Annotated in this window: 10 protein-coding genes; 7 read left to right on the top strand and 3 right to left on the bottom strand. The window is 75.2% G+C overall.

Annotation, left to right across the window (positions count from 1 at the left end):
* The first annotated feature begins 17 nt into the window (after positions 1 to 17).
* Together ACIQUR_RS17755 and ACIQUR_RS17750 are read left to right on the top strand one after the other, a co-directional pair.
* Complete coding sequence (locus tag ACIQUR_RS17755; protein ID WP_403665000.1) at positions 18 to 566, top strand: DUF1707 and FHA domain-containing protein; 549 nt, start codon at positions 18 to 20, stop codon at positions 564 to 566.
* 95 nt (positions 567 to 661) lie between these two features.
* Positions 662 to 1,234 (top strand): GNAT family N-acetyltransferase, encoded by a 573-nt coding sequence (locus ACIQUR_RS17750; protein ID WP_403664999.1) that lies wholly within the window; start codon positions 662 to 664, stop codon positions 1,232 to 1,234.
* 8 nt (positions 1,235 to 1,242) lie between these two features.
* On the opposite strand, the gene ACIQUR_RS17745 is transcribed toward ACIQUR_RS17750, so the two are convergent.
* Positions 1,243 to 2,499, bottom strand: coding sequence for a M14 family zinc carboxypeptidase (locus ACIQUR_RS17745; protein ID WP_403664997.1), 1,257 nt, complete (start codon positions 2,497 to 2,499; stop codon positions 1,243 to 1,245).
* Positions 2,500 to 2,650: 151 nt separating this feature from the next.
* Between ACIQUR_RS17745 and ACIQUR_RS17740 the strand changes: the two genes are divergently transcribed.
* Positions 2,651 to 3,445, top strand: coding sequence for a nucleotidyltransferase domain-containing protein (locus tag ACIQUR_RS17740; protein WP_403664995.1), 795 nt, complete (start codon positions 2,651 to 2,653; stop codon positions 3,443 to 3,445).
* A 385-nt stretch (positions 3,446 to 3,830) separates the two neighbouring features.
* Here ACIQUR_RS17740 and treY read toward each other — a convergent pair whose 3' ends face one another.
* On the bottom strand, positions 3,831 to 6,119 hold the full coding sequence (treY, locus tag ACIQUR_RS17735; RefSeq protein WP_403664993.1) for a malto-oligosyltrehalose synthase: 2,289 nt from the start codon (positions 6,117 to 6,119) through the stop codon (positions 3,831 to 3,833).
* A gap of 81 nt (positions 6,120 to 6,200) precedes the next feature.
* Between treY and ACIQUR_RS17730 the strand changes: the two genes are divergently transcribed.
* Complete coding sequence (locus ACIQUR_RS17730) at positions 6,201 to 7,655, top strand: MFS transporter (protein WP_403664991.1); 1,455 nt, start codon at positions 6,201 to 6,203, stop codon at positions 7,653 to 7,655.
* Here ACIQUR_RS17730 and glgX read toward each other — a convergent pair.
* On the bottom strand, positions 7,640 to 9,757 hold the full coding sequence (glgX, locus tag ACIQUR_RS17725; RefSeq protein ID WP_403664989.1) for a glycogen debranching protein GlgX: 2,118 nt from the start codon (positions 9,755 to 9,757) through the stop codon (positions 7,640 to 7,642). The two genes, ACIQUR_RS17730 and glgX, sit on opposite strands and share 16 nt — an antisense overlap.
* A 137-nt stretch (positions 9,758 to 9,894) precedes the next feature.
* Here glgX and ACIQUR_RS17720 point away from each other — a divergent pair, with 137 nt between their 5' ends.
* The 3 genes from ACIQUR_RS17720 (at position 9,895) to ACIQUR_RS17710 (ending at position 13,570) form a co-directional block, all read left to right on the top strand.
* A complete protein-coding gene (locus tag ACIQUR_RS17720; protein ID WP_403664987.1) occupies positions 9,895 to 10,719 on the top strand; it encodes a Tat pathway signal sequence domain protein in 825 nt (274 codons plus the stop codon).
* Between the two features lie 152 nt (positions 10,720 to 10,871).
* Positions 10,872 to 12,200 (top strand): copper amine oxidase, encoded by a 1,329-nt coding sequence (locus ACIQUR_RS17715; protein WP_403664985.1) that lies wholly within the window; start codon positions 10,872 to 10,874, stop codon positions 12,198 to 12,200.
* A gap of 107 nt (positions 12,201 to 12,307) precedes the next feature.
* The gene (locus ACIQUR_RS17710) at positions 12,308 to 13,570 is read left to right on the top strand and encodes an SAV2148 family HEPN domain-containing protein (protein WP_403664983.1); all 1,263 of its coding nucleotides are present in this window, start codon (positions 12,308 to 12,310) and stop codon (positions 13,568 to 13,570) included.
* Positions 13,571 to 13,670: the final 100 nt, after the last annotated feature.

Raw genomic sequence — 13,670 nt, 5'->3', positions numbered from 1 at the left:
GGGCCGACAATCACCCTGTGACGTCGAGTTTCGAGTTCCAGACCTACCCCGCGCGGCTGTCCGACGCCGAGCGGGACCGCGCCCTCGGCCTGCTCCGCGAGGGAGCCGCCCAGGGCAAGCTGTCCCACGACACCTTCCTGCGCCGCATGGAACTCGCCCTCGTCGCGCGCCGCTCCGAGGAGCTGCGCGCCCTCACCGCCGACCTGGCCACCGAAAACCCGTGGAGCAAGCGGCTGTTCGGCTGGGTGAGCCGGCTCTCGGCCGTCACGGTGGACGTCCGCCGCGCCTGGCAGAAGGAGAAGCTGCCCAAGCTGCTGCTGCCCCGGCCGGGCTCGCACGCGCTGCGGATCGGACGCGATCCCGGCAACGGGCTGCGCCTCAGCCACGACACGGTCTCCCGCGTCCACGCCGAGCTGAGCATGCGGGACGGCCTGTGGGTGCTGCACGACCTCGGCTCCACCAACGGCACCACGGTCAACGGCCGCCGCGTCACCGGTTCGACGGTGGTCCGCGACGGCGACCAGGTGGGCTTCGGCAGCATGTCCTTCCGGCTCTCGACGGACTGAGCCGCCCACCGGGGCCGGGACCGGCCCCGGTGACGGCGACGGCGACGGGGGACCCGGCCGACGGCCCGCGGGCCCGGCCGCGCAGGATGGCGGGCATGACCGAGCACCCCGCCGCCGCACCCGACCCCGCGACCGCACCCGGCCCCACCGCCACGCCGGACCCGGGCATCACGCCGGGCACCACCCCCGCCCCCGCGACCGGCCCCGTCCCCCCGGTCCGGCCCGCCGTCGCCGCCGACCTCCCCCGGATCGTCGGGCTGATCCGCGAACACGCCGCGTACGAGCGGGCCGACCCGCCCGCCCCGGGCCTCGCCGACCGCCTGCGCCCGCTCCTCTTCGGCGCGGAGCGCGACCCCGGCCTGGCCGTCCTGGTGGCCGAGGACACCGACGGCGAACTCCTCGGATACGCCGCGCTGTCCACCGAGTTCGCCTTCTGGGACGGCGCCCGGTACCTCCACCTGGACTGCCTCTACCTCACCGGGGCCGCCCGCGGCCGGGGCCTGGGTGCCGCGCTGATGGCGGCCGTACGCGACCACGCCCGGTCCCTCGGCCTGGCCGAGGTGCAGTGGCAGACGCCCGAGTGGAACGCCGGGGCGATCGCGTTCTACGACCGCCTCGGCGCCCGTTCCCGGCCCAAGCAGCGGTACACCTGGCATCCCGGGCGGTGACACCCCGCTCAGCCGGACGCCACCGCCAGCTTCCGGTACGCCGCCACCGCCGTCCGCGCCTGGTGCTCGACCTGCGTGGCCACCGGCACCCAGCGTGCCTCGAACCGGGCCCCGAACTCCGCGCACCAGCCCGTGACCAGCCGGTCCAGCCCCGGCGCGGCAGGGTGCCCGGCGGTCCGCAGCACCCGCAGCAGCATCGCGGCCGCCCGCAGTGCCAGCCGCCACGCGAAGGCGTCGACGCTGCCCACGTACGCGGCCGTCGCCTCCGGCGGCGCCCCGTCCCGCCACTGCTCCGTGAGCGCGGGGATCAGCGCCAGGGTCCAGTCGACGGCGCGCAGCAGCGGCGATTCCTCCCGGGGCAGCCCGGGCCGGGCGGCGGCCAGCACCTCCGCCACCCGCCGCGCGTCCTCGGTGAGCCGCGCCGCCAGCACGCGCATGGCGCCCCGCGGATCGGGGTGCGGGGCCGGGTCGTCCACCAGGTCGCTGGCCCACATCGGGACCTCGACGATCGCGGTCGTCCCCGCGTGGCGGTGCACGTGGTACCAGGTCGACAGCCGGGTGTCCTCGGGGTGGAACACCTCCGCGTCCGCGCCGCCCGGATCCGGCATCACGAAGATCCCGGGCCCGGGGGAGGGCCAGCCGGCCGCGTCCGAGGCGCTGGTCTCCACCGGGATGCGCAGCTCGGCCGCCGACTTCCCGAACGGCTCCGCCAGGCCCGGTATGTCCCGGGTGAGCTGCACCCAGCTGCCGCCGAGGTCGGTTCCGTGCAGGGACACCTGGAGCAGCGGCCGCACCTCGTCGATCACGTCGAGCAGGACCCGGGTCTCGGGCGGCAGCCGGTCCGGGGGCAGTAAAGAGGGCGCCCACTCGGGCTGTTCGGGGCCGGGCGGCCGGAAGAAGTTGCGGTGGTAGTCGAGCAGCGTGTAGGGCCGCGGCGTCCGGTGCAGGGCCGCGCCGTCCGGGTCGGCGCACAGCAGGAAGTGCCAGGAGCCGACGGCGCGCAGGGCCGGCTCGCGGAGCACCCGGCGGGCCAGCGCGAGCACGGTCGCCCCGCCCACCGGCTCGTTGGCGTGCGCCCCGGCGACGACGAGGGCGTCCCGGGGGCCCGTACGCTCGCCCGCGGACAGCAGCCACAGGGGGCGGCCGGCCCGGGAGCTGCCGACCTGGCGCAGCCGGGCCAGTTCCGGGTGCTCGTCCGCGAGCACCCGGGCGGTCACGGCCAGTTCGCCGGCGGTGGGATAGCACGTGTCACGGAAAAGGGTCACCCCAGTAGCTGTGCCCGCCCAGTGTCCCGTGTACCGCGGTCCCGGTACCGATTTGGGTGCGGTGGCGGGCGGGGCCCGGGCCTGCGGTCCCGGAACCGGCGGTCCCCCGAACGGCGGCGCGGCCCCCGCGGCGGCGGACTAGGCTCCGACCATGATCAGTAACACCGCGTCCCCGTCCGGACACGTCCACGACGACGAGTCGTTCCCCGACCACGTGGCCGGGTGGCTCGCCGGCATCCCCGGCGTGGTCGCCGTGGCCCTCGGCGGATCCCGCGCCTCCGGCACGCACGGCCCGGACAGCGACTGGGACTTCGCCGTCTACTACCGCGGCGCCTTCTCGCCCGAGGACGTACGGGCCCTCGGCTGGCCGGGCCACGTGTCCGAACTCGGCGGCTGGGGCGGCGGCGTGTTCAACGGCGGCGCCTGGCTGGAGGTGGACGGCCGGCGCATCGACGTCCACTACCGGGACCTCGACGAGGTCGAGCACCACCTCGCCGAGGCGCGCGAGGGGCGGTTCGCGGTGGAGCGGCTGATGTTCCACCTGGCCGGCATCCCCACGTACCTGGTGGTGGCCGAGCTGGCCGTGAACCGGGCGCTGCGCGGGGAACTGCCCAAGCCCGCGTACCCGGAGGCGCTGCGGCGCAGCGCGGCCGAGCGCTGGGCGGGCGACGCGCGGGCCACCCTCGGCTACGCGCGGGCCGCCTTCGCCGCGCGGGGCGGGGCCACGGAGACGGCCGGGGCGATCGCCACGGCCGCCTGCCAGGGGGCGCACGCGGTGCTGGCGGCGCGCGGCGAGTGGGTGACGAACGAGAAGCGGTTGCTGGAACGGGCCGGCCTGCGCGGCATCGACGCCGTCCTGACCACCCTCCCGCCGACCCCGGACCCGGACGCCCTGACCGCCGCCGTGGACGCGGCCACGTCCCTCCTGGACACGGCCCTGGCCTGACCTTCCCCCTCCGGACCGCCCGTCCGCCGCCCGGCCTGCCGCGTCCCGGCCTCCCCGCCGCCCGGAGCCCCACCGGGCGGGGGCGTCCGCCGGCAACGGCCCGCCCCTGCTGCGGGTCCCGGCCCTGCGGGGCGGCCCCCACCCCGCCCTTCTCCCGTTCACCGGGGCTCCGCTCCGGACCCCGTCCCCCCGAGCTCCGCCCGTCCCCCCGCCTCAAGCGCCGGCGGGGCCGGGCGGTACCCCGAGGCAGTTCCTGCGCAGGGCGCGTCGCCGATCGCCGACACGCTCCACCAGTTCACCCACTGCATCCGGTTCGTCCACGACGCCCACCCCGGCAGAACCCGGAAAGGGCGGGGCCGGCAGATGTCCCGCCCCTCCCCCCGACTCAGGACTCCCGCGCCAGCAGCGTGGCCGGGGCTCCGGTGAGGAGGCGGGTCACGGGCTGCCAGCCGCCGGAGAGCGGGGGCTCGGGCGAGGGGAACACGGCCGCCCAGCGGCCCGGCGGGAGCCGGACCTCGGTGTCCCGCCAGCCACCCGCCTCCGCGAGGCGGAGCGAGAGCCGGGTGGCCACCGTCACCGCCTCGCCGCCCCGGCAGAACGCCACGCAGTGCCCGGCGGCGGGCCCCCGCACCGCGAGCGGTTCGTAGCCCCCCTGCGCGCCGAAGGCGGCGGGCCGCGCCCGGCGCAGCAGCAGCGCGGCGCGGGTGAGCGCGAGCTTCTCGTCCCCGCCGGGCGGCCCGGCCGGGAGCGTGCCCCGGGGCGGGGCGAAGGGGGCCCGGTTGTCCGGGTCGACCAGTGCCCGGTAGTCCCTCTCGCAGCCCTGGTAGACCTCCGGGACGCCCGGCATCGTGAGGTGCAGCAGCGTCGCCGAGAGGACGTTCGCCCGGGCGTGCGGGGCGAGTTCGGCGGCCAGCTCCAGCACCGGCGAGAGGTCCGCGCCGGCCGCCCACTCCTCCACCGCGGCCTCGTACTCGGGATCCGGATCCGTCCAACTGGTCCGCAGCGAAGCCTCCTTCACCGCCTTGCCCAGCGCCCGCGCGACCCGCTCCGGCTCCCGCTCGCCCAGGCCGAACACCGTCTGCGCCGCCACCCACACCACCTGCCGGTCCGGCCCGTCCGGCAGCCGCCCCAGCACCTCCGCCCACCGCCCGGGGCACTGCGACAGCACCGCGATCCGGGCCCGCACGTCGCCGCTGCGCTTCGTGTCGTGCGTGGAGAGCACCGTCCCGGTGTCCGGCCAGTCCCGGGCGAGCCCGGCGGCGTACGCGTGGAACTCCCCGACCGGCACCGCCGGCCGCCCCGGGTCCCCGCCCACCTCGGTGGCCGACAGCAGCGGCGCGTACCGGTAGAACGCCCGGTCCTCCAGCGACTTGGCCCGCAGCGCCGCCGAGGTCTGGGCGAACCGCGCCTCGAAGGCCGGGTCCCCGCCCAGGGCCAGCTCCCGTACGAGCGCCAGGGCCCCCGGATCGCCGCGCAGCGCCCCCGGCTCCGGTACCACCGCCGCGCCCCCGTCCCGCGGGTACGGCCGGTACACCGGCACCGCCGCCAGCAGCTCGCGCACGGCCTCGCGGACGGCCCCCGCGTCCGCCGCGCGGCTCCGGACCGCCATCCGCACCAGCGTCTCCACCTCGGCCACCAGGTCGTGCCGCAGCAGCTCCCGCACCGCCTGCCGGGCCGTGGCCCCCCACGCACCGCCCTCCGCCCCGGCGAGCCCGGTGAACTCGGCGTACAGCTCCGCCAGTCCGGCCGCGCCCACGGGATCCGTCAGCAGCCCGTCCAGCCGGTACAGCGCGTCGTACCCGGTGGTGCCCGCGACCGGCCAGCGGGCCGGCAGCCGTTCCGTGCGGGCCAGGATCTTCTCGACCACGGTCCACGCCCGGTCCCCGGTCTCCTCCGCCAGCCGCCGCAGGTACGCCTCGGGGTCCGCCAGCCCGTCGGGGTGGTCGATCCGCAGCCCCTGGGCCACCCCGTCGCGCACCAGCTCCAGCACCTTGTCGTGGGTGGCCCGGAACACCGCCGGGTCCTCCACCCGCACCCCGATCAGCTCCGAGATCGTGAAGAACCGGCGGTAGTTGAGGTCGGTGCGGGCCAGCCGCCACCAGCCGAGCCGGTACCACTGGGCGGCCAGCAGCTCGGGCAGCGGCAGGCCGGCGGTGCCCGCGCGCAGGGGGAACGCGTGCGGCCCGTACCGCAGCACCCCGTCCGACACCTCCAGCGCGTCGCGGCCCAGGTCGTCGCCGAGCACCGGCAGCAGCAGCCGGCCCCCGCCCGCCTCCCAGTCGATGTCGAACCAGCGCGCGTACGGCGACTCCTGACCCTCCCTCAGCACCTCCCACAGGGGCCGGTTCAGCCGGGCCGGGGCCGGCACGGCCATGTGGTTCGGCACGATGTCCAGGACCAGCCCCATGCCGTGCCGCCGCGCGGCGTGCGCGAGCGCGCGCAGCCCGGCCTCCCCGCCCAGCTCCTCCCGCACCCGCGTGTGGTCGACCACGTCGTAGCCGTGCGCGGACCCCGGCACCGCCTCCAGCACGGGTGACAGGTGCAGGTGGGAGACGCCCAGCGAGGCGAGGTAGGGTACGGCGGCACGGGCCGCGTCGAAGGGGAAATCCGGCTGGAGTTGCAGCCGGTAGGTGGCGGTGGGCGCCGCAGCGCGGTTCGGGTACTGCTGGGTCATGAGAACGTACGTACCCACCCTTCGCGATTCCGTGCCATTGCCCAGTGCATCCGGGTGACTGCGCTTGGTTACCGTCGGTAGGTGGTTGGAACCATCGACACCTACCGAAAAGTCATCGCCCTGACCGGGCCCCTCCTCCCCTTCGTCTCCTTCCTCGCCCGACTGCCCGTGGCCATGTCCCAGTTCGGCAGCGTGCTGCTGGTCGCGGAGACCAGCGGCTCGCTCGCGACGGCCGGGGTGGTCGGCGGCACGCTCTCCGCCGGACAGGTGGTCTGCGGGCCGCTGCTCGGCCGCCTCGCCGACCGGCACGGCCAGCGGCCGGTGGTGCTCGCGGCGGCCGGGGTGAACGCCGTGGCCACCGCCGCCCTCGTGGCCGGCGCCCTGACGGGCCTCGCCACCGTCCCGCTCGCGGCGGTCGGGGCCCTCACCGGCGCGTCCGTACCGCTCGTCGGGCCGCTGGCCCGCACCCGGTCGGTGGCCCTCGCGCACCGCGCCGGGGCCGGCTCGCCCGTGGTGGGTGCCGTGCACTCCCTCGAAGGCACCCTGGACGAGGTCTCCTTCGTCATCGGCCCGGCCCTGGTGGGGCTGGCCGCGCTCGTCGCCCACCCGGCCGTCGCCCTCGGCGGGGCCGCCGCCCTGGTCGCCCTCTTCGGCACCGCCTTCGCCCTGCACCCGACCGCCGCCGTCACGGCCGGGAGCCGCGGGGACGGGGGCCGCGGGGCCGGGGGCCGCGGTGACGGGGTCCGGCGGGCCCGGGACACCGGGCGCCCGCCGGGCCTCGTGTACGCGCTGCGGAGCTCGCTCTTCCTCCAGGGCGCGATGTTCGGCGCCTGCCAGGCCGGCATCGCGGCGCTCACCGCCCGCCTCGGCGTGCCGGGGCAGGCCGGGCTGGTGTACGCGGCGATGGGCGTGGTCAGCGCGTGCGTCGGGCTCGCGCTGGGCGCCGTACCCGCGCGCTTCGGCCTGCGGCTGCGCTGGCGCCTGGCCACCGCCGCCGCGCTGGGGCTGTCCGTACCGCTGCTGTTCACCGGCTCGCTGGCCGGGCTGTACGTGGTCGTGACCGTGCTCGGCGCCGCGTACGCACCCCACCTGATCACCGCGTTCGCGCTGACCGAGCGTCACGTGCCCGCGTCCCGGCTCGCCGAGGCGATGGCCTTCGCCGCCAGCTCCCTGGTCGCCGGACAGGCCCTCGCGCTGGCCCTGTCGGGCCGGCTGGCGGAGCGGTACGGGCCCGCGGGGGCCTTCGCGGTGGCCGTGGCCGCGGCGGCCTGCTGTCTGGGCCTCGCGCTGTTCACCCGGATGCCGGCGCCGGGCGCGGGCACCGGCCGGGCCAGGGCCTTCGTCCCGGCCCGGACCCGCCGCCCGGACCTCGAGGCGGCGTCCGCGCCCGACGCCCGCGCGGACACCGGCCCGGCCGGCACCGGCACCGACCCCGCCGGCACCGACCCAGGCGCCCCCGCCCCCGACTACGCCGGCACCGACCATGCCGGCACCGACCCCGCCGGCCCGGCCGCCCCCGACTACGCCGGCCGCTGAAGCACGGCGAGGGACCGTCCCGTCAGCGTCACCCGGTCGCCGGCCGCCAGGCTGGGGCCGGTACCGGGTGACAGCACGTCCTCGCGCGCGGTGTCGACGATGAGCCACCATTCGGCCCCGTGCCCGGCCGGCACGGTGAACTCCAGCTCGTCCGGGCTCGCGTTGAACAGCAGCAGGAACGAGTCGTCGGTGATGCGCTCGCCGCGCGGCCCCGGCTCCGAGATCGCCTCTCCGTTGAGGAACACCGCCATCGCCCGCGCGTGCTGGGACTGCCAGTCCCGCGCCTTCATCTGCTCGCCCTCCGGTGTGAACCAGGCGATGTCCGACAGCTCGTCGTGGGTGCCCTCCACCGGGCGGCCGTGGAAGAAGCGGCGCCGCCGGAACACCGGGTGCTCGCGCCGCAGCCGCACCATGGCCCGGGTGAAGTCCAGCAGCCCCGGCGCCGGCTTGCCCGGCTCGGGCCAGGCCACCCAGGACACCTCGTTGTCCTGGCAGTACGTGTTGTTGTTGCCGCCCTGGGAGCGCGCGAACTCGTCACCGTGGCTGAGCATCGGCACGCCCTGGGAGAGCATCAGGGTGGCGGTGAAGTTCCGCATCTGGCGGGCCCGCAGCTCCAGCACCACCGGGTCCTCGGTCGGCCCCTCCGCCCCGCAGTTCCAGGACCGGTTGTACGCCTCGCCGTCCCGGTTCCCCTCGCGGTTGGCCTCGTTGTGCTTGTCGTTGTACGACACCAGGTCGTGCAGGGTGAAGCCGTCGTGGCAGGTGTGGAAGTTGATCGACGCCAGCGGGCGCCGCCCGTCGTCCTGGTACAGGTCGGACGAGCCGGTGAGCCTTCCCGCGAACTCGGCGAGGGTGCGCGGCTGCCCGCGCCAGAGGTCCCGCACGGTGTCCCGGTACTTGCCGTTCCACTCGGTCCACAGCGGCGGGAAGTTCCCCACCTGGTAGCCGCCCTCGCCCAGGTCCCAGGGCTCGGCGATCAGTTTCACCTGGCTCACCACCGGGTCCTGCTGCACCAGGTCGAAGAACGAGGACAGCCGGTCCACCTCGTGGAACTGGCGGGCCAGGGTGGCCGCCAGGTCGAAGCGGAAGCCGTCCACGTGCATCTCGGTCACCCAGTACCGCAGCGAGTCCATGATCAGCTGGAGCACGTGGGGGGACCGCATCAGCAGCGAGTTCCCGGTCCCGGTGGTGTCCATGTAGTAGCGGGCGTCGCCGGTCAGTCGGTAGTACGAGGCGTTGTCGAGCCCCCGGAAGGACAGGGTCGGCCCCAGGTGGTTGCCCTCGGCGGTGTGGTTGTAGACCACGTCGAGGATCACCTCGATGCCCGCCTCGTGCAGGGCCCGGACCGCCGACTTGAACTCCAGCACCTGCTGCCCGCGGTCGCCCCAGGACGCGTAGGCGTTGTGCGGGGCGAAGAAGCCGATGGTGTTGTAGCCCCAGTAGTTGCTCAGCCCGTCGTCGACCAGCCGGTGGTCGTTGACGAACTGGTGGACCGGCATCAGCTCCAGCGCGGTCACGCCCAGCTTGGTCAGGTGCCCGATGACCGCCGGGTGCGCCAGCGCCGCGTACGTGCCCCGCAGCTCGTCCGGCAGCTCCGGGTGGCGCATCGTGAGGCCCTTCACGTGCGCCTCGTAGAGCACCGTGTGGTGGTAGTCGATGCGCGGCGGCCGGTCGTTCCCCCAGTCGAAGTAGGGGTTGACCACCACGGAGCTCATGGTGTGCGGGGCGGAGTCGAGGTCGTTGCGGGAGTCCGGCTTGCCGAAGTGGTAGCCGTACACCGCCTCGTTCCAGTCGATCCGGCCGCTGATGGCCCGCGCGTACGGGTCCAGCAGCAGCTTCGAGGGGTTGCAGCGCTGTCCGCGCTCGGGCTCGTACGGGCCGTGCACCCGGAAGCCGTACCGCTGCCCCGGCATGATCCCGGGCAGGTAGGCGTGGCGGACGAAGGCGTCCGTCTCGCGCAGCTCCACCGCGGTCTCCGAGCCGTCGTCGTGCAGCAGGCACAGCTCGATGCGTCTGGCGGCCTCCGAGTACACCGCGAAGTTGGTTCCGGCGCCGTCGTACGTCGCGCCCAGGGGATACGCCTGTCCTGGCCAGACCTGCATCAATGCGACTCTTCCACTCTGATCCGGCGACCGGATGGCCCCTGCCAGATCTTCCCCGAAACCAGGGCAACCCGCGGGGACTTGTGACCGTCCTACCGGGTGACCACGCATACCAGGTATGCATGTAAGGGGGAAATGTGCCCATAACAGTACGCCGCCATCTGGGGAAGCTCGTGGCGGGAGCGGCCGTCGCGGTCACCGGGACGGCCGTGATGATCGGCATCACCCTGCCGGGCGCGGCCGGGGCCGCGGACACCGCCGAGGGCGGGCGGAACGCCGTGGGGGCAGGGGCCGCGGGGGAGTCCGGGAAGGACGGCGGCCTGCAGCCCGGCGCCCGGCCGGGCACCGTCGAGGCACCCGCGCGCGAGGGGGCGAAGGGCGTCGGCCGCGACCCGCTGACCGACGGCGAGCTCGCGCGGCTGCGCACGCTCGCGGCCGGCGGCGCCGGGCAGCAGAGTGAGGACGCCCGGGGCGGCCGGGGCCCGCAGTGGCTCACCGCGGACCTGGCCGAGACCCGCCCCGAGGACGTCGGGCGCAAGGGGGCGCCGCGCCGCGCCCAGCTCAGTTCGTACGACTACAAGACCGACACGCTGACCACGTACACGGTCAACCTCGACACGGGGAAGGTCGAGGCCACCGAGAAGCAGCGCGAGGTCCAGCCGCCGCTGGCCCGCGAGGAGGCCGTGGAGGCCACCCGGCTGATGATCGCCGCCCCCGCGGGCGACGGGCTGCGCAAGGACTACCGGGACGCCACCGGCAAGGCGCTGACCAAGCCGGAGCAGCTCGCCCTCCAGAACGCCCTGATCTACCGCGTCAACGCGGAGAACCCGGGCCCCGCGGAGCTCCGCGAGTGCGGCAGGCACCGCTGCGTCCGGCTGTTCCTCAAGGTGAAGAACGGCCCCTGGATCGACGTGCGGTCCCTCGTCGTCGACCTCAGCGCGCGCACCGTCCACAAGCTCTGAGGCCCCTTCGCTCCACCGGCCGGACTCCGGCCCGCCGTCCCGGGTCACCCCGGGCCTTCCGCGTTCTCGTGACGGATCCCGCCTCCCGGTGGCACCGCCCCGGTGAGTCGTACCCGCCCTTCAGCTCTTTCCTGCCACAGGAGTTCCACACCATGCACGTGAACCGAGCCCACCGCGCCCGCCGGCGCGCCGCGGTGGCCCTGGCCGTCTCGGCCCTCCTCGGCGGCGCGGCCGCCGCACCCGTCGCCGCGGCCCCGAAGGCCCCCGCGAACCCGAAGGCCCCCGCGGCCCGGGCCGCCGCGACCCCCGACTGCAGCGAGGCCTACCGCATCGAACAGACCCTCACCGGCGGCACCACCTGGCGGATGTGCTGGCGGTACGAGAGCGAGGCGGGCCTCGTCCTGGACCAGATCTCGTACCAGCCCCAGGGCGAGCCGAACCCGATCATGGTGCTGACCTCCGCCAAGCTCGGCCAGATCCACGTCCCGTACGACGACGGCAAGGCCGAGTACGACGACCTCACCGGCGCCGGCTTCGGCGGCGGCCTCCAGGAGATGGCCCCGGACGAGTGTCCCGGCGGCAGCATCAAGACCGTCAAGGTCGTCAACTCCTGGGACCAGTCCCAGACCGACGTGAGGGGCCTGTGCGCCACCACCCGGGCCCGCGGGCACGCGTACCGGATGGCGGGCGACACCCCCGGCCAGGTCTGGCAGGCCCAGAGCAAGGACCTGCTCGTCTACACCGTCAACAAGGTCGGCTGGTACGAGTACATCACCGAGTGGCGCTTCCAGGACGACGGCATGATCAGCGCCAACGTCGGCGCCACCGGCAGCCTCTCCCCGGCCGACTACGACGCCGGCGACGGCCGCGGCTGGCCCATCGGGGAGGGCGCCAAGGCCTACGCCACCAGCCACAGCCACAACATCTTCTGGCGGCTGAACTTCGCCCTCGACGGCACCCCCGGCGGCAAGGTCGAGCAGTACGACTCCGAGGTCACTCCGAGCGCCGACGGCAGCACCCCCAAGACCCGCACCACCCGCAAGCAGGTCACCAAGGAGCTCGCCGGCGACGCCAAGGCCATGCGCTGGTGGCGGATGGTCAGCGCCACCGGGAAGAACAAGGACGGGCACGCCCGCTCCTACGAGATCGTGCCGGGCGCGACCGCGAAGTACCCCGGACGGCCCTACACCCGCCACGACGTCTACTTCACCGAGTACAAGGCCTGCGAGCAGTTCGCCACCCACAACATCCGCAACTGCGGTCCCGGCGCGGGCAAGAGCGTGGACACCTGGGTCAACGGCGAGACGCTGAAGAACCCCATCGCGTGGGTCAACATCGGCTTCCACCACGTCGCCCGCGACGAGGACCAGCAGCCGATGCCCGTCCACTGGCAGGGCTTCCAGCTCAGCCCGCGTGACGTGACCGCTATGAATCCGCTCACTCCGTCCGCCCTGACCGGACAGAACGGACGGCCCCAGTAGGAGAGTTGGGAAAGGTCCGGGGCCATCCGGCTGCACCGCCCGCCGCTCGGGGAGTACCCTTCCTTGATCGTTGGAGCGGCTTGGCGGAAGCAGAAGGCGGTGCACGGGTGAGCTCGGGAGGGCTGGAGCTTCCCCCTGGTGACGCGGGTCACGAGGGCGGCCCCACGGACGACCCCGGAGGCGTGCCGTCCGCCGCGGTCTCCCTGGCCAGACCGGCGGAGGCCGGACCGGGGCCGGGGACCGGGGCCGAACTGGACTGGAGCGCCGAGGCCTGGAGCGAGGTCCGGACCCGCGCGCAGCGCGCGGGCCGGGCCTACATCTGGCTCAACCTGATCGAGCAGCGGCTGCGGGCGGTCGTCGGCGCCGTGCTGCGCCCGATCTACGAGCCCGTCCACGGGGAGGACGACTGGGTCGTCGCCGCGGCCGGGCCCGCCGGGCAGGAGTGGGTGCACCGGGCGGTGGCCGTCCGCGAGGTCAGCCGGCGCAAGGGATACCTGCTGGACCCGGCCGACGACAACGTGCTGAGCTTCCTGACGCTCCCGCAGCTGCGCGAGCTGATGGTGCAGCACTGGCCGTGCTTCGAGCCGTACTTCGACGACCGGCGCGAGGTCGAGCTGGCCCTGGACGAGCTGGAGGTCACGCGGAACGTCGTGTCCCGCAACCGGGCGCTGTCCCAGGCCGTGCTGTCCCAGGCCGAGCGCGCCTCCGCCCGGCTCCTGGAGGTGCTCGGCGGCGGCGCGGGCAGCCCCTCCGCGGACCGGCTGCCGATCGACGCCGTGGAGGACCTGGTCGGCGACCGGTACGCCGACGTGGTCTCCGTCCACCCCGACCGCGTCCGGCTCCAGCGGCAGCTGCCGGCGGAGGACCTGTTCGGCGGGGCGCGCCGGCTGGACGCGATCGGGATAGGCCTGAACCTGCTGGTGCAGAACTACTCCGGCCGGCGGCTGGTGCGGCTCGCGGAGGCGGGCTGCCGGGTGCGGCTGCTCTTCCTGAACCCGGCGAGCAGCGCGGTCAAGCGGCGGGAGCGGGAGCTGGGCCTGCGCAAGGGCGAGCTGAGCCGTTCCGTCGAGATGAACATCCTGCACGTCCGCCGGGTGCGGGCCCGGCTCGGCGACCCCTCGAACTTCGCCATCCACGTCTTCGACGAGACCCCGCGCTTCACCGCCTACCTGGTCGACGGGGAGGGCGGCACCGGCGGAATAGCGGTCGTCCAGTCCTACCTGCGGCGGGCCCGGGGCATGGAGGCGCCGGTCCTGGTGCTGCGCGGCGGCCCCCGGGGCGGGGTGCCGCGGGACGCGGAGCACGGGCTGTTCCCCACGTACCGCGAGGAGTTCGAGTCGGTCTGGCAGGACTCCCGGCCGGTCTCCTGAGCGGGCGGCGCGGGCCCGGCCGCCCGCACGTGCGCCGCCCCTCGGCCCCGCCCCGGTCGTGTCCCGGCCCCGTCCCCGCCCCTGTCCCGGCCACGTCCCG

This window comes from Streptomyces sp. NPDC101132 (genome assembly GCF_044759225.1).
Lineage (GTDB): Bacteria > Actinomycetota > Actinomycetes > Streptomycetales > Streptomycetaceae > Streptomyces.
Note: the sequence above shows the minus strand (reverse complement) of the source record. Positions and strands in the feature narration are given on the sequence as shown.